Annotated in this window: 13 protein-coding genes and 1 tRNA gene; 6 read left to right on the forward strand and 8 right to left on the reverse strand. The window is 63.2% G+C overall.

The genetic code is table 11. The features are described from left to right. Positions 1 to 44: 44 nt before the first annotated feature. Positions 45 to 812 carry a meso-2,3-butanediol dehydrogenase gene (gene budC, locus BXY53_RS04125; RefSeq protein WP_119060623.1) on the reverse strand — a complete coding sequence of 256 codons (768 nt, stop codon included), beginning with the start codon at positions 810 to 812 and terminating at the stop codon, positions 45 to 47. Positions 813 to 1,114: 302 nt separating this feature from the next. On the opposite strand from budC, the gene BXY53_RS04130 reads away from it, so the two are divergent. Both BXY53_RS04130 and BXY53_RS04135 read left to right on the forward strand, forming a co-directional pair. Then, the gene (locus BXY53_RS04130) at positions 1,115 to 2,371 is read left to right on the forward strand and encodes an efflux RND transporter periplasmic adaptor subunit (protein ID WP_119060624.1); all 1,257 of its coding nucleotides are present in this window, start codon (positions 1,115 to 1,117) and stop codon (positions 2,369 to 2,371) included. Continuing rightward, entirely contained in the window at positions 2,368 to 5,490 is a 3,123-nt protein-coding gene (locus BXY53_RS04135) for an efflux RND transporter permease subunit (RefSeq protein WP_119060625.1), read from the forward strand. Before BXY53_RS04130 ends, BXY53_RS04135 begins: the two co-directional genes overlap by 4 nt. A 13-nt stretch (positions 5,491 to 5,503) precedes the next feature. Here BXY53_RS04135 and BXY53_RS04140 read toward each other — a convergent pair whose 3' ends face one another. Next, a complete protein-coding gene (locus BXY53_RS04140) occupies positions 5,504 to 6,592 on the reverse strand; it encodes a molybdopterin-containing oxidoreductase family protein (protein WP_170144330.1) in 1,089 nt (362 codons plus the stop codon). Between BXY53_RS04140 and BXY53_RS04145 the strand changes: the two genes are divergently transcribed. After that, on the forward strand, positions 6,572 to 7,420 hold the full coding sequence (locus tag BXY53_RS04145; RefSeq protein ID WP_119060627.1) for an ROK family protein: 849 nt from the start codon (positions 6,572 to 6,574) through the stop codon (positions 7,418 to 7,420). The genes BXY53_RS04140 and BXY53_RS04145 overlap by 21 nt on opposite strands. Positions 7,421 to 7,578: 158 nt before the next feature. Beyond that, on the forward strand, positions 7,579 to 9,396 hold the full coding sequence (locus tag BXY53_RS04150; protein WP_170144332.1) for an ABC transporter ATP-binding protein: 1,818 nt from the start codon (positions 7,579 to 7,581) through the stop codon (positions 9,394 to 9,396). Positions 9,397 to 9,709: 313 nt separating this feature from the next. Here BXY53_RS04150 and BXY53_RS04155 read toward each other — a convergent pair whose 3' ends face one another. The 3 genes from BXY53_RS04155 to BXY53_RS04165 form a co-directional block, all read right to left on the reverse strand. Beyond that, complete coding sequence (locus BXY53_RS04155; protein WP_342634971.1) at positions 9,710 to 10,441, reverse strand: DUF1989 domain-containing protein; 732 nt, start codon at positions 10,439 to 10,441, stop codon at positions 9,710 to 9,712. Between the two features lie 778 nt (positions 10,442 to 11,219). Further along, on the reverse strand, positions 11,220 to 11,690 hold the full coding sequence (locus tag BXY53_RS04160) for a M20/M25/M40 family metallo-hydrolase (RefSeq protein WP_147361495.1): 471 nt from the start codon (positions 11,688 to 11,690) through the stop codon (positions 11,220 to 11,222). A gap of 333 nt (positions 11,691 to 12,023) precedes the next feature. Continuing rightward, positions 12,024 to 13,538: a BCCT family transporter gene (locus BXY53_RS04165; RefSeq protein WP_119060631.1), complete on the reverse strand. Its 1,515-nt coding sequence runs from the start codon at positions 13,536 to 13,538 to the stop codon at positions 12,024 to 12,026. Positions 13,539 to 14,223: 685 nt separating this feature from the next. Between BXY53_RS04165 and proX the strand changes: the two genes are divergently transcribed. Next, positions 14,224 to 15,243, forward strand: coding sequence for a glycine betaine/L-proline ABC transporter substrate-binding protein ProX (gene proX / locus BXY53_RS04175; protein WP_119060633.1), 1,020 nt, complete (start codon positions 14,224 to 14,226; stop codon positions 15,241 to 15,243). Between the two features lie 269 nt (positions 15,244 to 15,512). Here proX and BXY53_RS04180 read toward each other — a convergent pair. From BXY53_RS04180 to gloB, 3 genes are all read right to left on the reverse strand, one after another. Next, positions 15,513 to 15,588 (reverse strand) — tRNA-Lys (locus BXY53_RS04180). 109 nt (positions 15,589 to 15,697) lie between these two features. Beyond that, positions 15,698 to 17,365 (reverse strand): NYN domain-containing protein, encoded by a 1,668-nt coding sequence (locus BXY53_RS04185; RefSeq protein ID WP_119060634.1) that lies wholly within the window; start codon positions 17,363 to 17,365, stop codon positions 15,698 to 15,700. A 327-nt stretch (positions 17,366 to 17,692) separates the two neighbouring features. Then, positions 17,693 to 18,451, reverse strand: a complete 759-nt coding sequence (gene gloB, locus BXY53_RS04190) for a hydroxyacylglutathione hydrolase (RefSeq protein ID WP_119060635.1) — start codon at positions 18,449 to 18,451, stop codon at positions 17,693 to 17,695. Between the two features lie 135 nt (positions 18,452 to 18,586). Between gloB and BXY53_RS04195 the strand changes: the two genes are divergently transcribed. Continuing rightward, the gene (locus tag BXY53_RS04195; RefSeq protein ID WP_170144333.1) at positions 18,587 to 19,327 is read left to right on the forward strand and encodes a class I SAM-dependent methyltransferase; all 741 of its coding nucleotides are present in this window, start codon (positions 18,587 to 18,589) and stop codon (positions 19,325 to 19,327) included. Positions 19,328 to 19,336: the final 9 nt, after the last annotated feature.

The raw sequence follows: 19,336 nt of genomic DNA on the forward strand, positions 1-19,336 counted from the left end.
CCATTTTCGGGACGGCAGTGGCGGGGAAGTGCTGCCCCGGCTGGCTAATCGAAATGTGGTTGTCCGTTCGAGGCGCTCAGGCCGCCATCTACCGGCAGGACGACGCCGTTCACAAAGCGCGCGTCGTGACTGGTCAAAAACGCGATCACGTCGGCGATCTCTTCGGGTTTGGCAGCGCGCGCCATGGGGATGCGCTGGCGGAACATCGCCATGGTGTGCTCGTCGTCCAGAACGTCATCGGTCATTTCAGTCTCGGTCAGGCTCGGCGCGACGGCGTTCACGCGAATGCCTCGCGCTGCGAGGTCGAGAGCGAGCGCGCGGGTGAAATTGCTTACCGCGCCTTTTGACGCATTGTAGGGGCTCATTCCCCAGTCGCCGCCGAGCCCCGAGACCGAAGACACGTTCACAATGCAGCCGCCCGTCTTCTCCAGCAGCGGGACCGCCCGCGAGATCGTGTGGAAATGCGCGTCGACGTTGACCGACATCACCTTGCGCCATTCGCTGAAGTCAAGCTCGTCGATCGGCCCGCCGGCGTAGACGCCTGCGTTGTTCACCAGCGCATCAAGCCGGCCGAACGTTTCCATATGCGCTTTGAACATGGCATCCACGTCGTCGGGGTCGCTGACATCACCCCTGGCGATCAGCGTGCGCTCCGGCGCAGCGATTTCGCTGGCGGTCTGTTCCAGCTTCTCGGGTCGCAAGCCGTTGAGCGTCACCGCCCAGCCGTCGCGCGCAAGGCGCTTGGCCGTCGCCTTGCCGATGCCCGATCCGGCACCCGTCACGATCGCGGCCTTCTTGGTTGCGTCGGCCATGTCGCTTTATCCCCTGGCTAAGAGCCGCGTTGGCGTCAACGAATCCACCTATCGCAGGTCATAGCCCGTTCAGGTCACAGGAAGATATAACATCAATTAACTGTGCGGTTGCCCTCTTTGGACGCGATTTTCTGCAACGTATTTTGAATATGATATGGACCTTTGATGAACGTATTCAGAGATCAATTTATCCTTTACGAAACATTAATCTTGCCTCTGCTGGGTTTAAAATCGAATGTGTGTTACGGAATCCTCGGTCGAGCATCGCGTGACGCGACGCTTTCATTTGACCCGAGGTCTTGATGACGCACTTTTTCGGACGCGCTCTCGCGGGACTGGTCGCCATTGTCATCCTTGCAGGCGGCATTCTGGCACTTTCGCTCTATCTGTCGGGCCAGCCGCTCTTCGGTATGCTCGCCGGGACTGGGTTGCCGGACCAGGTCCGCCAGCTTTTTCGCTCGAAAGAATCGGCCAACCAGCAGCCGGCTCAGGCGGAGCGCCAGGCGGTCCCCGTGCGAATCGCGCACATCCGACGTGAGGCGGTCCCGGTCGCGCTCTCGTTCAGCGGGCGGCTTCTCGCGCGGCGCGAGGTCGAGGTGCGCGCCCGGGTCACGGGCTATGTGTCCGAGGTCACCTTCAAGGAAGGCGAGATTGTCGAGAAGGGCGAAGTTCTCTACCGCATCGACCCCCGCACGTTCGAGGCGCGCTTGAAGGAGCTGCAAGGGGCATTGCAGGGCGCGAAAGCGAACCTGGCCTTTCTTCAACGCGAGACGGAACGCATAGCCAATCTCGAGGAAAAGGAGTACGCGGAAACCAGCCGGCTGGACGAGCTGAGAAGCCAGCGCGATCAGGCTGCCGCCCGGATCGAGGAACTGCAAGGGCGGCTCCGTCAGGCGCAGCTCGACCTTGAATTCGCCAGTGTCGAAGCGCCGTTCGCCGGGAAGATCGGCTTTTCCGACGTCGACGAGGGCGATCTGGTCGTTCAAGGTCAGACCACCCTGACCACACTGGTGGACTTTCATCCCATCGAGATCGAGTTCCGCCCGAACGCGGACCAACTCGCGCGAATGAAGGATGCCCGCGCCCGATTGGGTCATCCGCTGCGCCTGACGGTCTCGCCAGACGGTCGTGATACCACGGTTTCAGGGGAGGTCACCGCACTCGGGCCGGCGGTGCAGAACGCGACCAACACGGTCCGCGTCCGCGGCGAGGTGCCTAACCCTGACCAGACGCTGGTGCCCGGTCAATTCGCCCGCGTGCGAGTGCAGCTTGGCACGCAGCCAAGCCTGATGGCACCGACCGCGGCGCTCATTACCCAGCAGAACAAGCGCGCCCTCTACGTCATCAGCGCGGACAATACCGTGGAGATCGTTCCGGTCGAAATCGGCCAGACCGTTGGCAAGCGGGTGGTTGTTCAGGGCGATCTTGCCGAGGGCGATCGGGTCGTTGCCGGGAATCTGCAGTCCGTGCGGTCCGGCAGGCCCGTCCGGGTCATCGCGGAACAGGGCGAGGAAAACGGCGATCGCCGACGCGGCGGGGCGAAAGGACGCATGAATTGATCCATTTCTTCATCAGTCGGCCGATCTTCGCGTCCGTTATTGCGCTGATCCTGGTGATCTTCGGCGGCGTTGCGCTGCTGGTTCTGCCCGTCTCGCGCTATCCCAACGTGATCCCGCCGCAGGTGCGCACCACGGCCACCTTCACCGGAGGCGATGCTGCCACGGTGGCCGATACGGTCGCCACGCCGCTGGAACAGGCGATCAACGGCGTCGACAACCTGATCTATATCCAGTCCACCAGCAGCAACGATGGCGTCGCCACGGTATCGGCCACCTTCGCCGTCGGGACCGACCCGGACATCGCCTCCGTCGACGTGCTGACAGAGGTGAACGAGGCGCGCCCGCAGCTTCCGCCAGCAGCGCGCGATCGCGGCATCACGATCGAGACGGCCTCGCCGCAAATCACGGCCGTGATTAGTCTTGTCGGGCAAACGGAGCGCTTCGACGAGCTGTTCCTCTCGAACTACGCGACCATCAACATCGTCGATCGAATCCGCCGGCTGGAGGGCGTGGGCCGGGTGGTGAATTTCACGCGCCGCGATTATGCCATGCGCATCTGGCTGGACCCGGCCAAGCTCGACTATTTCAAGCTCGACCCCGTCGATGTCATCACTGCCATCCGCGAGCAGAACGCACCTTTCGCCGGCGGCGCGATCGGCGCGGAGCCCGCGCCGGAGGGGCAGGATTTCTCCTACACCGTCAGCACGAAGGGCCGGCTGGAAACGGCGGAGCAGTTCAAGGAGATCGTGCTGAGGGCGCGACCGGACGGAACGGTCGTGACCGTTGGCGATGTCGCCCGCGTGGAACTCGGCGCCGAGAGCTATGGCAGCGCGGCGCATTACTCGGGCAACACGGCGGCCCAGATCGGCATCTTCCAGGCCCCGGACGCCAACGCGCTGGAACTGCTGAGCGCGATCAACGCGGAAATGGAGGAGATTTCCCAGCGGTTCCCTGACGGCATCCGCTACGAGATCGGCTTCGATACCTCACGCTTCGTGACTGCTGCGGTGCAGGAGGTCGTGAAGACGCTCGGCTTCGCCATCCTGCTTGTTGTGCTCGTCGTGTTCGTCTTCCTGCAGAAGTGGCGGGCGACGATGATCCCCTCGCTCGTCATCCCCATCGCGCTGATGGGCAGCTTCGGGTTGATGTATCTCCTCGGCTTTTCGGTGAACCAGCTTACGCTGCTCGGGCTGATCCTGGCGGTTGGACTGGTGGTCGACGACGCGATCGTGGTGGTCGAAAACGTCAATCGCCACCTCTCAGAAGGCGAGGCGCGCGAGACGGCGACGCGATCGGCCATGTCGGAGGTGATCGGACCGATCATCGCGACCACCGCCGTGCTGTTCGCGCTGTTCGTGCCGGTGGCGTTCATTCCGGGGATCAGTGGGCTGCTCTACAACCAGTTTTCGCTGACCGTGGCGATTGCCGTGGGGCTGTCCACCCTGATGTCGCTCACGCTCACGCCTGCGCTTTCGCGCGTTATCCTCAAGCCCGCCACCGAAGAGCCGGCGTTGCCGTTCCGCTGGTTCAACCGCGGCTTCGACGCCATCCGGACGGGCTATGTCTGGCTGTTGCGGTGGCTCCTGCGGCTCAGTTGGCTGGTGTTCGCGGCGTTCATTGCCATCGTCGCCGTGACGGTCGTGCTGTTCGTCAACCGGCCCACCGGCTTCGTGCCCTCGGAGGACCAAGGCTATTTCATCGTCAACGTTCAGTTGCCCGAGGCAGCCTCGTTCCAGCGCACGCGCGACGTCGTCTTTGACATCGAGGATACGATTCAGGGGGTCACGGGCGTGCGCGATGTGGTGGCGATCGCCGGGAGCAGTTTCGTCGGCAATGTTAACGCTCCGAATTTCGGCTTCCTTATCCCGATCCTGGAAAGCTGGACCGACCGTCCGCCAGACCAGAACGTCAATGCGATTATCGCCGATCTTCGCAAGCAATTCGCGGGCTATCAGGACGCGCAGGTGCAGATTTTCAACGCGCCGCCGATCCCCGGCGTCGGCTCCACCGGCGGTGTCCGGCTACAGTTGCAGGGGCTGGAGTATCAGGATCCGAAAGTCATGGCCGCGCAGGCTCAGAGCTTCATCGACGCGCTCAACGAGCGTCCCGAGGTCGGCCGCGCCTTCACGACGTTTAGCGCCGGGGTTCCGCAGATCGACTTTACCGTGAACCGCGAACGCGCGGAGCAGGCGGGTGTGCCCATCGGCCGGCTGTTCAACACTTCGCAGGCTTTCCTCGGCTCGACCTTCGTGAACGAGTTTAACAAGTTTGGCCAGACCTACCGCGTCTTCGTGCAGGCCGATACGGAAGCACGCGATTCGCTCGCCGACATCGCTATGCTGAAGGTGCGGAATGCCAGCAACGACATGGTCCCGCTGGAAACGCTCATTGACGCGGAATACACCACCGGTCCGCAGGCCGTGTCGCGCTATAACCTTTATCCGGCTGTGGAAATTCAGGCGCAGCCCGCGCCCGGCATCAGCTCCGGCGAGTTGGTGGCGGGCGTGGAAGAAACCGCGGCCGAGAACCTGCCCGGCGCTTTCGGTTATGAGTGGACCGGCGCGGTGTTCCAGCAGAAGCAGGCCGCCGGCTGGTCGCCTATCATCTTCACACTGGCGGTGCTGCTGGTGTTCCTCGTGCTCGGCGCGCAGTTCGAGAGCCTGTCTTTGCCCTTCGTGGTCGTGCTGGCTGTGCCCTTCGCGGCGTTCGGCGCCATTTCCGGGCTGGCGATCGCCGGACTGGACCTCGACATCTTTGGGCAGATCGGCCTGCTGATGCTTGTGGGCCTGAGCGCCAAGAACGCCATTCTGATCGTGCAGTTCGCACGCGCCCAAAAAGGTGAAGCCATGGGCTCGGTCGATGCGGTCATCGAGGCGGCCCGCCTGCGCCTGCGGCCGATCCTGATGACGGCGCTGTCGTTCATCCTCGGGGTGATGCCGCTGATTATCTCCACTGGCGCCGGGGCCAATGCGCGCATCTCGCTGGGCGTCACCGTGGTCAGTGGGATGCTGGCGGCAACCATCCTGTCGCTCTTGATGGTCCCCGTGATCTACGTGCTGATCGAGCGGCTGCGCGCCTCTTTTGCTCGCCGCAAAGGCGAGGCCGCAGCGCAGGCTTGATCGGTGGGCGTGGTCAGCGGATCCAAGGGCCCGGCGTCGACACCGCGCAGATATCCACCCGCGTCTCATTAATCGTCGGCGCCTGTCCGATCTCCGCAGGACGATGACGCACCAGACTGTTGACCGTCGCTCCACCCACGTGCTTGCGCCAGAAGCCGCGGGTTATGACGAGCACGCCTGCGAGCGTGTCATCCGTGATGAACGCCTTGGCCTCGACCGCGCCCTGATCATTGAATACGCACACGGGGTCGCCGTCCGAAATGCCTTTTCGCTGAGCATCCTCCGGGTGAACCCACACGCGCTGTTCCGCGAAGCCTTCAGGCTTCGTTGTCATGTTGGCGTACCCGGAATTGAGGAAGTGATGCGTTTTCGGTGAGACCAGCACGAACGGTTCCTTTTCGGCCTGCGCCTCCGGCCGATAGCCCGGCAGCGGATCGACTGCGCCGCCGGTGTCACTGCCGGAATAACCCTGCCGATATACCTCCAGCAAGCGCCCGCCCTCATGCGCAACGGCGCTGGCCAGTTCGCATTTGCCCGAGGGCGTGGGGAAGTTGCCTTCGGCATGCGGGCGACGCTCATTGGGCGCACCAACGTTCAGCCGCGCATAGCCGTCCCGTTCGAGCCGATCCAGGTCGATGCCAGCGACATTCTCCGCTTCCCAGTCGACGGCTTCGCGGGTGAGCGTTTCGTCGCTGCGCTGCAGGGCGGGGTCATCAAGGCCCATGCGCCGCGCGAGCCGGCGGAACAGTTCGGTGTTGGAAACTGCCTCGCCGCGCGGCGGGATCGCCGGGTTGTTGATCTGCATGTTGAAGTGGCCCCAGCTATACATGAGGTCGAGCTGTTCGAGCTGGCTGGTGGCCGGGAGAATGATGTCCGCGTAGTCTGTGGTGTCGGTCGGGAAGATCTCGCTGACGATCGTGAAAAGGTCCTCGCGCTTCAGGCCGCGGACGAGCCCTTCCTGATCGGCGGAGGCCGTAACGGGGTTGCAATTGTAGACGAACAGCGCCTTGATCGGCGGCGACAGGTCGGGTTTGAGCGCCTCGGCAAGCCCGAAGAGGTTGCGGACTTCGTCGTCGCCGAGATGGAACGACAGGGATTTCACGGTCCCAATGCCGCCAAGCGGCTTAGTGGCGTGTCGATTTCCGTCGCCGGTGCGGTCGACAGCCGTAACCGGGCCATTCTCTCCGCGCCACTTATCCGCTGGGATCGCGATGCTTTCGGTGGACGCATCGAGCAGGCGCTCAGTTGCCCTGTCGTCCTTGATAATGTCGCCAATGTCCTGCACCTCGCTGAACTGCGTTACGGCGAACGCGGGCCAGCTCGCAACAGCCTTCTCATTCACGGCGCTAGCGGCTTGGGTGCGAGTCTCCTGGTCAACGGTGCCCTGTCGCGCGGATCGGGCAACGAAGGCGCGATCAACCAGATGCTGGTGGACACGCCGGAAGGGGACCAGCAGGACTACGTGAGGCTGAGCGACCGCGTCAGCGGCGAGCACATCCTGCAACGGATCGAGCGCCTCGCGCCCGATAAAGCATCCGACTGGCCTGAAGGTTCTTTCCGTGCACGTCTGCTGCAGGCCGTCAAGGAAGCCAACGCAGGCAACACAGGGATTGCGGAGGTCTTCCACGACAGCGGCCGCCAGCTCGGCGTTGCGGTCGGCGCTATCGCCGCTGTGGTTCAGCCTGAGCGCCTGATCCTGGCCGGACCACTGTCGAAAGCCGGCGCATTCGCGCGAGGCGCAGAAGAAACCTTCCGCATGTCATTCTGCAACCTGTTTGGCGCAGGACCCGTGACCCATATCGCCGAGATCAGCTACCACCGCGCGACCGAACTGGTGGGGCTGGAAGCATTTCTCCTGGGTTCGGCGCGCGACGGTGTCGAGGGACTGACCCAGATCGCCCCGACCAATGTGTCATCGGCCGACTCTTGAAGATAGTCCGCGTGGACAAGGCCGAGCCGGACACCGGATGGTGCCTTCGGAAAACGAACAGCGCCATTTTGCGTTTGCCGCATTGATCCTCTATGCAGGAGCCTTGCGCTGGCCACACACGGCGGCGCACCGGATTGACGCACAAAGGTGAGACATTCATGCCGCGCTTGCTGGGCAAGGAATGGTGGGCGGCCCGGATCGCCAACTGGCTTGAGCAGATACGCCAGGGCGACGTGGAGCTGTTTCTCCAGATCTTCCGGGAGTATTTTCACCGCTTCTGGCGGCGCTACATCGTCATCTTCATCCTGATCGGCATCGCCTCGGGCGCCACGGCCGTCACGGCCTGGCTGGTCAAGGACATCGTCAACAGCGTGTTCGTCGACCGCAACGCCGACCTGCTGATCCCGCTGGTGGTGATGGTGCTAGCGATCTTCCTGGCGAAGGGCCTCAGCACTTATTTCCAGACGGTTCTCTCCCAGCGCATTTCCAACGCGATGGTGGCCGACATTCAGAAGCGGCTGATGAACCACGTGCTCACGCAGCGGCTCGACTTCTTCAGCCAGAACGGCTCTGACGAACTGTTGATGCGCTTCAACCAGGGGGCACAGGCCTTCAACCAGATCCTGAACCTGGTGCTCGTCAACGGATTGCGGGACGTGATGACGCTCGCCGCTCTTGTTGCGGTGATGGTGATACAGGACCCCGTTCTCACACTTGTGAGTTTCACGGTGGCGCCCGTCGTGTTCTACGGCGTTTCGGTCCTCGTGAAGAAACTGAAAGACCTCTCTCGGGAAGAACTTGCGGGCTTTTCCGATCTGAATCGGCTGGTGCGCGAGACGGTCCAGGGCATACCGGTTATCAAAGCGTACAATCTGGAACGGGCACAGCGCGACGATTCCCAAGAGGTCATCGAGCGCATTCAGGACCGCCGCGACCGCATGGCGGCATTGCAGGCCGCGCCGATCCCGCTGCTCGACACCGTCGGCGGCATCGCGGTGTCCCTGGCCATCCTCTATGCCGGGTTTCGGATGATCTCGGGCGCGTATGACGCCGGCACATTCATGTCGTTTCTGACGGCCCTGCTGCTGGCGGCCGATCCCGCGCGCCGGCTCAGCCAGATGCGGGTCAAGCTCCGCCGGTCGTTCATGGGCGTGCAGATGGTCTTCGACCTGCTCAACAACGATGACAGCGAGCCGAGCGGCACGCGGGAGCTTCCCGGCCCGGTCATGGGCGAGGGGCAAGCTACGGCGCCGGCGATCGCCTTCCGCGGCATCGAATTCTCCTACGACAAGGAAAAGCCGATCCTGACAGGCCTCGATCTGGAGATCGCGCCGGGCGAGATGGTCGCGCTCGTCGGGCCGTCAGGCGCGGGCAAATCGACGCTGTTCAAGCTGCTGCTCAAGTTCCATGCGCCAGATGCCGGGCGGGTCGAGCTGTTCGGCAATGACGTTGCCGAACTGGACAACGCCGCGCTGCGCGGCGCCATCTCCTTTGTCGGCCAGTCGAACTTCATATTTGCCGGCTCGATCCGCGACAATCTGAGCTTGCGCAACGCGACGGTCAGCCAGGACCAGATCGAGGCCGCCTGCCGCGCGGTAGGCCTGCATGACGATATCGCCGCGCTGCCGAAGGGCTATGACACCGACGTCGGCGAACTGGGTACGATGATCTCGGGCGGGCAAGCCCAGCGGCTGAACATGGCGCGGGCGATCATCAAGGACGCGCCGATTCTGCTGCTCGACGAGGTAACCTCGGCGCTCGATGCGGAAAACGAGCAGCTCATCAAGGACTACATCCGCGCGCAGGCACAGCACAAGACCGTGCTGGTGATCGCGCATCGCCTGTCGACGGTGAAGGAGGCGGACCGCATTGCGCTGGTTCAGGACGGCCGGATCGCTGCCCAGGGCCGCCACGACGAGCTTGCCGCGACCAATTCCTACTACGAGAAGATCGTCGCGCTGCAGTTCGCGGCCTAGGCTCGCCGCTCTCGCCGGTTCGCCCGCCTCTCGCCGGCGCTAACTGCTTTTTGAGGCGAAATCAGCAAGAAATGATGCTGCGCGGGTGGAGATTCCATTTGCCAAGCAGCCGTTCTGGTAGAAAGCCCGCGCCGGACTGGCGCGTCTCCTGCTCGGCACTGACGGAGCGGGTGCCCGTTGATGGAGGGATAGGCGTTGGGATAATGACCAGCACGGGCTCCGCTCCGCCTGAATTGGCGCACCGCGAGCATTCCCGCCCCCTGCGCAATGCATAGGGATATCTCAACGTACAACGTGGCAGTGAGGATTCCTCTCAGGCCGGCGGATAAACCAGCAGGCGGATCGCAGTCGGCTTGAAGGCGTTGCACGGGTTGTTGACCTGAGGACAATTGGAGATCACCGCGAGCACGTCGCGCTCGGCGCGCAAATCAATGTAATCGCCGGGCTGCGAGCGGCCATAAGCGACGCCGCATTCGGCATCCTGCGAGACCGGCACCTCCATGAAGAAGTTGACGTTCGGAACGATGTCCCGCCGGCCCATGCCGTATGCCGCCAGCGCTGCCAGGAAATTCTCGCGGCAGCCCGGTGCATTGTCGACACCGTACAGCATCTTGTTGCTCGGCGCGCTGCAGCACCCGCCAATCGTATCGTGGCCAACAAAGCTGTCCTCGATGATCGTGAACAGGGGACGGCCGAGGTCTGAGAACAGGCTGTGGCCTGTTGTCAGCTTGATCGTCCCGGCAGCCTTGAGCGTGTTGGGCGCGTGGTATCGCTCCTCGCGGTCGGCGTCGGCGTAGCAGAGGAAATCGACCGCCTGGCTGCCTTCAAGATCGACAATCCGCAAGACGTGGTCGCGCGGCATCACGCTTGACCATGGCCGGCCCGGAGCGATGACTTCGTCGGATAGAGGCGTGCCGCGATCAGAAGGCTTAGGGGCCACAGATGATGCCTTTGTAATTAGAGTGGTCCGTGCAGCGCGACAATAACGCATCCAAAAGATAACACCACCAAAAGAGTCTATCAGCCGGAGTGGCCGACGTGTCATGCCAGCGCCAGCGGGTGCATCAAATCGCGCCTCGCACCAGCGTTCAATCCACTGGGACCACAAGGCAGCCGGCCAAGCCGGGCGTGCGCGTCATTGCGTCTCGCCAGCCAGAGCCACGCCTTTGGCCCATGACCCAACCTTGATCCATGCCGGGCGGCGAGGGACCATGCGCAACTTAAGCCGGTAACGCGTGAGCCGATTTTGGCGAGATCGGCAGTGACATCGGCTGCTCACCCACAAGCTGCTGTATCTGGAGAACCGACTTCGGAAATCAGCCATCTCAAAACGGTTCAGTCTCTGGCGGCCCGCACTGAAGTAATTATGCCGCCGCGACAGGACGTCAGGGCCAAGGGTGGACGTCTTAGGCCACCAAAGCGACGTCGTGAAGCCTTTCAGGCGTGCAACCGCGTCGTCCGGGCTCACCAACCAGCGGACAGGTCTGGCGCGGTTTCCCCAGGCCCGGTTCGGCACCCGAGCGAAAGCTCAGCGCAGCGGGACGCTCGCAAGGTGTCCTGCCTGGGCAGGAAGCTCTCCGTTTCCAGCAAGGCGCAGCATGTGCCACGCCAGTACTTGATTGCTGGCCAGGACCGGCTTTCCGGCGCAAGCGTGGATGGGTCATGCACCGGCGTCGGCGCGCAGTTGGGCCATGGGGTGTTTTCCGCCATGACGCTGGAACGACCCTCGTCCCGGCCAGGTTGCCAGGCCCCGCCAGGGTGTGGCAGGTCCGGACAGCAGTTGATAGGGGGCGTGGGGATGTGCATCGCGTGGGTCCAAGCTCTCATGCGGAGAGGTAACTCTGGTCGAGCGCCGTCCAAAAGGCCACCCCCACGGACAGTATCTCGTCATTGAAGTCGTAATCAGGGCTATGAAGGCTCTGTCCAGACGGGCCGTCGGTGCCGTTGCCGATAAGGACGTAAGCGCCGGGCCTGTGATGCAGCACGAAGCCGAAGTCTTCCGAGGCCATCAGCGGCGCAGCCTCGGGCACGAGCTGATCGGCGCCGAAGCTCCGCTCGATAACGCGCGCGGCCAGGTCAGCTTCGTCTGGCGTGTTGACCGTGGCGGCGAATTCCCTGTTGTACGCGACCGTCCCGTTGGCGCCACCCGCAGCGCAAATAGCGTCCACCAGCCGCCGCATGGTGCTTTCGATACGATCCTGCAGTTTGGGCTGGAATGCCCGGCAATCACCCCGCAGCGTGACACGCCCGGGCAGCACGTTGCGTGTCGCCGCAACATCGAAGTCGGTGATCAAGACCACCTTTTTCGCGCCGCCGGGATCTAAGTCTTATAGCACTATCCGCAATCGAACCCGAAATCCGCCAAGGTTGTCGGCTCGGTAGGCAAAGCAGACTGCGGACGCCGCACTTCGGGGAAAACGCGAGGTGCTCACTCCAGCATCCAACAAGGGCAAGCCCATTGCCCATATCGACGCCGAAAGCCACTATGATCGGGCATTGAACACATTTAAGTGTCTTACAGCTTTTCAGGTGGGGCCGGAGCCCGCTTTGGCAAATCGCGCCTAAGCAGCCAGATCATGGCACCGATGAACGTAAAAGTGGCCAGATTCAGGATCGTATCGAGCGGATCACCGGTGAGCATTGACGGCCTCGCCAGGATTTTCCTCGCCGAGCGCCCGGATCAGGCAAACCAGCAGAAGGACAAGGATAAAGACAAACGGTAACGCGCCCAGCGCAATCAGCTGTCTCACCGCGTCAATCGACCCCGAGAGGATCATCGCCGCGCCCAGAACGCCCAGCAGACCACCCCAGATAAGCCGAATAAAGGGGCGCGGGTTCGGGTCGCCGCCGGTTGCGAACGTGCTGAGCACAAAGGCCGCGCTGACCACGCTGGTGACGATGAACAAGAAGGCGGCAATAATTGTCGCGATGGTTGTCAGTGCGGCGAAGGGCAGACGATCGAGCAGGGCGAAGGTCACCCGCTCGACGCTCGTCTGCGTCATGCTGAGCAGTTCGCCCTGGCCGCGCAGCGCTTCGAACAGGCCGATCCCGCCGAACGCGCCGAACCAGATCACCGAAAACAGGGCCGGGCCAACGAGGACGCCAAGCACGAACTCGCGGATGGTGCGGCCGCGTGAAATGCGCGCGATGAACACCCCGACGAATGGCCCCCATGCGATCCACCAGACCATGTAGGTGAGCGTCCATTCGTTGAACCAGCGCGCCACCGCATCGTCAAAGAAGGTAAAGGTCTCGAAACCGCGGGGAATGGCGCGTGTTACATAGTCGCCGAAGCCGTTGACGACGGAGTTGAGCAGGAACTGGGTGGGCCCGAAGACGACGGTGAAGACGACGAGGCCAATCGCGATCGACATGGCCAGGTTCGACAAGCGCGCCATCCCGCTGCCCAGATCAACCAGCAGGGGCGGGATATAGCTGGCGACCATGACGGCGAACACTGCAGCGATCAGCCAGTGCGGTGCGCCGGCACCACCGCCGATCATCACGTTGACGCCGTCCGCGACCTGAAAGACTCCCATTGCGATCGAGCCGCCCACGCCAATGGCGATCGCGACGATCGCCACGAAATCGGTGAGCCAGCCAACGAACTTTGCCCAGCTTTCCTGCGGAAAGAGATCAAGGATCGGCGCACTGACCAGCATCGGCGTTCCCCGCCGAAAACTGAAATAGGCGATGGCCAGGGCTGTCGAACCGTAGATGGCCCAGGCGTGGATGCCCCAGTGGAAGTTGGTCGCCAGTAGCGCCTGTTCGGCAGCCAGCGGATCGGGGAGGGCATCCTGCACAAAACGGAAATGGGTGAGCGGCTCGGCCACCGCCCAGAAAAGCAGCCCCACGCCCATCCCCGCCGCGAACATCATGGCGATCCAGGACGGCGCGGAGAACTCGGGCCGCTCATCGTCGGCGCCCAGCCGGATGCGCCCGTAAGGGGACGCGGCAAGCGCGATGCAGAGGATCAGCATCCCCGAGACGGACAGCATCACGAACCAGCCACGGCTGCGGAAGTACGTGTTCACGACACGGTCGGCAACAGCGACGATCCCCTCGGGATCTACGACACCCCAAAGCCCGACGCCGGCAATAACGATCAGGGAGGCCGCGAGTAGCGCCTTTGCCCCTTTCATCGGTTTGACCCTCGCTGCGTTGTTTCGGGGCGACATCTCGCCTTGGGCGTGCCAGAAGGCGAGCGGCTATCCATCCATGCGCCGATGCACGGGAGAAGCCGCTTCGAGGCGGTTTGGGCCACGTCGGACAGCGACGCGCGCAAGCCCCAGTTTGAGTTGTGCGTGGGTCCCGCCTTGTCCCGCCGCCTGATGGGGAAAAGTCTAATGCGGCAAGCTTTCCCGTAGCTTAAATGGGCCCGCTGCTCGGCGGTATTCGGTTACACGATGGATTCTGCGCGTTCTGCGAGGCCGGAACAGCGTGGCAGGACCTGGCGTGGGAACTGGAATGGCCTGCGTCATGCGAGGGTATCAGGTCGATCAACGGAACCCGGCGATGTCCGACCTGTTTGAGAGGGGAGAAATGCTGGGGAAGGTCTGGCAGAGGCCGGGCAATCAGGGGCGCATCCGCTTGGAGGCGCCAGACCATGCCGTGTTTATACGGTTCAAGGTAGCGTGCGGCGAAGTCAACAACGAAGCTGAAGGGACGCTTTCCGCCGCTCCGCTGCGACTAATCGAGAACGGACAAGGTCCGTAGTCTCTAGCGGGGTGGGGGTGGCACCTCGTTACGCTTGCGCGTCGTTCTTGGTTAAGCAATGGTTGCGTCGCTGCCCTCTCGGTCGACAAAACTGGATCCAGGAAGCGTCAAATGGGTGTCTTTGCATTTCTCACGCGGTTTGTTCTTTGCATGGTGGTCGGACTCGCGCTCGCCGTGGGGGGCGTTGCCGGGGCCGTGAGTGCCCAGGAGCCGGGGAACGGCAAGAAGATCAATATGGCGCGCCCCACCTGGAACACCGGCTGGTTTCAGGCCGAGATCTATAAACAGATGCTCGAAAAGCTCGGCTATGACGTCGGGGAGTTGGAGACACTCGATAACCCGGTTTTCTACCGCGCTGTCGGGCTGGGCGATGTGGATCTCTGGGTCAACGCCTGGTTTCCTTTCGCGAATGTCTACGAGGACGCCTTCAAGGACGGTGCCAGGAAAATCGGCTATGTCGCCAAGGGCGGCGCCATGCAGGGCTACCTTGTCGACAAGGCATCAGCGGAAAGGTTCGGCATTACCAGCATCGACGATTTCAGGAAGCCGGAGATCAGGCAAGCCTTTGATTCCAATGGCGACGGGAAAGCGGATCTTGTCGCGTGCCCGCCCGGCTGGAGTTGTGAACTGAGGATCGCCGAGCATTTGGATGCGCTTGATCTGCGCGATCATATCAACCCGATCAAGGCCGGCTATAGCTCCGCGATGGCCGACGCGCTGGGCCGCTACAAGGCCGGTGAGCCGATCCTGTTCTATACCTGGACGCCGAACTGGACGGTCGGTGTCTTGAAGCCTGGCAGGGATGTTGTGTGGATCGAAATGCCGAACGCCACCGAGGAAACGACCCATGCCAATATTCAAGGGTGCGTGAACGATCCCTGTGCCCTGGGCTGGGAAGCTAATGACATTCGCCCGCTGGCGAACAACAACTTTCTGGCCAACAATCCGGCGGTTGAGACGTTGCTGAAAGAGGCGCGTATTCCCATTGCAGACATCTTTGAGCAGAACGCCAGGATGCATGCTGGCGAGGACGATCCGGCAAACATCGTCCGCCACGCAAGCGAATGGATCGAGGCCAACGCCGATCTCGTCAACGGGTGGCTTGATACGGCCCGTGCCGCTGCACAGTGACCGTCGAGGCCGTTCGCGTATCTGGGAGCGGCAATCTCGCTGTCTGGCGGCCTTCAATCTTTCATTACAATGAGCGATTGGGTCAGGTTCATCCTCCAGCACTGGCGAGATACCCCGCCTGACCCGGCTGAGGGCTCCGCCTCGACCACGTCCCCCGCGCATATGGACGCACGGACGCCACCCAAATCCGGACAGAGCGCGGAGGTGAGACAAGCGCCTCAGGACCGCTTCTCCGGAGGCGTCTCCACATCGTTGGTTTTTTGAGGTTTTGGTGAGCCCAGGAGGATTCGAACCTCCGACCTACTGATTAAAAGTCAGTTGCTCTACCAGCTGAGCTATGGGCCCATGCGCGCTTTACGCCACGCTTTTGGCACGCTTTCCGAGGCCTGTCAAACCGCCCTCTGACGCCGGACGCCGCGTGTGCATCCGATCACGCCAACCGTCGGATCTGGTCTCAACCGTGCCGCTTGAGACTGCGATTGTAGCCGCCCAGCTCGCGCCCCGGCGCCCCGCCTTGAGCCTCGTCGAAATCCGGCGGCAGCGGGATGTCCGGCCGGCTGCTGGCCGACCGCGATGGGCGACCAGGTGACTCCGTTGACTGGCTGGCCGCGCCACCCCATTGCGCTGCGCCGAACCAGACCTGAATGAGTTGATGCTCGTCATCGCTCAGCTCAAGCCCCGCTTTCTGACAGCGCGAGAGGATCACGTCCCGGTAGGCCCGCGCAATCGCCGCCGGCGTACGCGAATGCTCCAGCCAGGGATCCATGTCGTCAACCGCGCCCACCACGAAGGCGACATCCTGCTGTGCGAAGCGCACGCCATTCTCCTCCGCCCGCGCCAGCACGGCATCGACAGTGCGCCCTGGCTGAAAGCCGCGCTCGCTGACCTCCGCCGCGATGAGATTGAACAGCAGCTGGTATTCGCTCGGCGGCAACGGGGGTGCCTTGGAGGCTTCATAGATGCGCGTGATCGAGTTCTGCAAATCGGAGAGCCGGTTGCTGCTGCCGTTCTGTTGCGCCGGGGCCGAGGTCCGCTGGAGGCCGCTCTGGCGCTGCTCGTCTTCCGCGGCAGCACCTTCGACCTGATGCCGGGCCGGATCATAGACCGAGTGTGGTGGCGCTTCGGTCAAGCGGAGATGATCGGGCAGGTTGCGCGACAGAAAGTTCAGGAAGCCGCCGCAACCAGCCCAGTTCGTGCCGACCGTCTTGGCGTGGCCCAGTTCCTTCATCGCACGGTTGGCGAGATAGGCAATCGGCACCGGCTTCTCTGCCTCGCGCACGGCTTGCACGACGAGGTCGAGGATCTCCGCCCCGATCTCGCGGAAATCGTCCATCAGCGCGCGGATGGTCGGCTCCTCGGCCTGCCCGGACGCCGCACGTGCCGGCTGCACCTCACCACGCTCGCTCATCGCAGGTATGCGCCCCGACGGGTCATGGCCGAGCGCCTGATGCACCGCCTGCCCGACGGCGCGCGCCGCCTCGGCATGCCGATCGTCGCCGCCCAGCTTGCCCCGATCCTGCCACTCGGGTTCCGGGAGGGCATCGGACAGCAGGAACTCGACGAAGTCTTTTTCCTCGATGCGCCCGTCGCAGAGCGCCGTATAGGGCTGGGCGGTGTGGTCGTTGGAATAGATCACGACCTGGCGATCATATTCGCGCAGGCGGTGCAGCACAGGTGTGAAGTCGGCGTCGCCCGAGAGCAAGATGAACTCGTCGAAGCGCGTCCGGTGTTCGATCATGTCCCGCACGTCGATGGCCATGCGGATGTCGGAGCCGTTCTTGAGCTGCGCGGTCAGCGGCGGGCAGTCGATCACCTCGAAGCCTGCGCGGATGAAGTGATGACGCACGAAGATGAAGGAGTTGGGGTCATTCGGCCCGTCCCGGCCGGAGCGCCGCGGCACCGGGTTACCGTAGACGCGGTTGACGACCAGCCGGCGGCGCAGGCCATGCGCTTCGGTGTTGCGGCGCACGAGACGGTCGGAGACCAGCGCCTGCAGCCAGTTTGCCGGAGCCTGCGCAAAGCGCGCCGCCGCCTCTTCGCTGCGTCGTTTCAGCGAAAGGTAGACGTTGTCGTAGTCGACAAATAACGCGGAGAGGAAAGATCCCCTTTGCTCCGCTTGCATCAGCTTACCCCACTGTTGCGCCAGCCCGTCACAGGCGCGCCGCGTCCCTCATTTGTCCCGGAGTCGCCAATGGCCGCGAGCAGCTTGCGCCGCTCGATCATCCGCCCTCTTGGCCCCTTCGGACGGCTCCGGTGTCAACGAACGTTCTGGGGGCTTCAATCCTGATCGCGAAAAGTGTGCCGCATCTTTCGCTATCGACGGATAAGAAAACCGCGCCCCTCGGGACTAGCTCCCGCGTATTTTATTAAAGGCCAATCGCTTCAACGGAGCAAGCACTCACCGGCCTGACCGGGCTGTGTCCGGGCTTCATCCACATGATGCCCGCAGTCAGTGTCGGTCCTTGCGCCGACGCAGTTCGGCCCAGACGACCTCGTTCGAGGCGTCTTCCATCCCCAAGGTTTGGCGGATTTCGGACGAATCCGGGCGCAGAAACGGGTTGGTGTCGAGCTCTCGACCCAAAGTTGTGGGTAAAGTGGGCTTGCCATCGTTGCGGAGGCGGCGCACCTCGGCCGCGCGGTCCTGAAGCGCGTCATTGCCTGATTCGACGGTCAAGGCAAATTCGGCATTGCTGAGCGTGTATTCGTGGCCGCAATAGACTTCCGTGTCGCGGGGCAGGTGCATGAGCTTTTGCAGCGAGTGCCACATCTGCGCCGGCGTGCCCTCGAACACGCGGCCGCAACCCAGGGAGAACAGTGTATCGCCTGCGAACAGCAGGCCTGGCTCCGGGAAGAAATAGACGATGTGATCGAGCGTGTGGCCCGGTGTTTCCAGCACCTTCGCCTCGTAGCGGCCGAACGCGTAGGTCTCTTCCTCGCTCAGCCCGACATCCACGCCGCTGATCCGCCCCTTCGCCGGGCCGGTCACCGTGCAGCCTGTTTCGCTCTTGAGCGGGGCTACGCCCGCGACATGGTCCGGGTGATGATGTGTCACCAGAATATGCGTCAGCGTCCAGCCCTTCGCGGCGAGCGCCTCGCGTACGGCATCGGTCTCCGGCGCGTCGATGGAAGCGGTCAGCCCGGACTCAGGATCGTGGATCAGGACGCCGAAATTGTCCGAACGGCACATGAACTGGTAAACTTCGAGCATTGCGGTGGGTCCTCTTGCGACGAACTGGTTGGGCGAAACCTAACATCTGCCATATCGCGCGCAATGGGCAGAAGCCGTGTCGCGCCGGCCAGACAAGTCGTGCGCGGCGTTCGCCATGCGGGTGGGGAAGCTGTCATGCGTCCGGCTCTGCAAGATCTGGTCGATTTCTACGCCAGCCCCCTGGGGCACGTGGCACGGCACCTGGTCGCGCTGCGTATCCGCTCCCGGTGGCGCAATGTGCGCGGCCTGTGCGTTTGCGGGGTGGGGTATGCCACGCCCTATTTGCGCGCGCTCAGGACCGAAGCCGAACGGGTCATTGCGCTGATGCCGCGGCCCCAGGGTGTTGCCTACTGGCCCGAGGAAGCGGGGAACGTCGCCGCGATGTTCGAGGAGCCGGACCTGCCGCTGCCGGACAATTCGATGGACTGCCTGCTGGCCATACATAGCCTGGAATTCAGCGACGACAGCGACATGCTGCTGCGCGAGTTCTGGCGGGTTCTCCGCCCTGAAGGCCGGCTCATATTGGTTTTGCCGAACCGAACGGGTCTGTGGGCGCGCGCCGACCACACGCCGCTCGGCGCGGGGCATCCCTACAGCGAACGACAAATCATGCGCAAGCTGGAGGCCGCATTGTTTTCGCCGCAGGCAAGTCTTCCTTCGTTGTTCGTGCCGCCGGTGAGCTGGCGCATCATGCTGCATTCCGCCCCGGCCTGGGAGCGGGTCGGGCGACGCGTCTGGCCTGCACTGTCGGGCGTCCTGGTGATTGAGGCCCGCAAGGAACTGCACGGGGTCATCGGACCGGCGGAAGTGCGGCTGCGCCCGGCGATGGCACGGCCTGCCGTGGCGCGGCCGGCGATGGCCCGGCTGGCAGCTTAGCCGCGGGAA

The sequence above is a fragment of the Dichotomicrobium thermohalophilum genome (assembly GCF_003550175.1).
Lineage (GTDB): Bacteria > Pseudomonadota > Alphaproteobacteria > Rhizobiales > Rhodomicrobiaceae > Dichotomicrobium > Dichotomicrobium thermohalophilum.

Excerpts from the sequence above, each read along its gene's own strand:
- budC (WP_119060623.1), bottom strand. The coding sequence starts at position 812 with ATGGCCGACGCAACCAAGAAGGCCGCGATCGTGACGGGTGCCGGATCG.
- BXY53_RS04130 (WP_119060624.1), top strand. The coding sequence starts at position 1,115 with ATGACGCACTTTTTCGGACGCGCTCTCGCGGGACTGGTCGCCATTGTC.
- BXY53_RS04145 (WP_119060627.1), top strand. The coding sequence starts at position 6,572 with ATGGAACGACAGGGATTTCACGGTCCCAATGCCGCCAAGCGGCTTAGT.
- BXY53_RS04150 (WP_170144332.1), top strand. The coding sequence starts at position 7,579 with ATGCCGCGCTTGCTGGGCAAGGAATGGTGGGCGGCCCGGATCGCCAAC.
- BXY53_RS04155 (WP_342634971.1), bottom strand. The coding sequence starts at position 10,441 with ATGACACGTCGGCCACTCCGGCTGATAGACTCTTTTGGTGGTGTTATC.
- BXY53_RS04165 (WP_119060631.1), bottom strand. The coding sequence starts at position 13,538 with ATGAAAGGGGCAAAGGCGCTACTCGCGGCCTCCCTGATCGTTATTGCC.
- proX (WP_119060633.1), top strand. The coding sequence starts at position 14,224 with ATGGGTGTCTTTGCATTTCTCACGCGGTTTGTTCTTTGCATGGTGGTC.
- BXY53_RS04185 (WP_119060634.1), bottom strand. The coding sequence starts at position 17,365 with ATGCAAGCGGAGCAAAGGGGATCTTTCCTCTCCGCGTTATTTGTCGAC.
- gloB (WP_119060635.1), bottom strand. The coding sequence starts at position 18,451 with ATGCTCGAAGTTTACCAGTTCATGTGCCGTTCGGACAATTTCGGCGTC.
- BXY53_RS04195 (WP_170144333.1), top strand. The coding sequence starts at position 18,587 with ATGCGTCCGGCTCTGCAAGATCTGGTCGATTTCTACGCCAGCCCCCTG.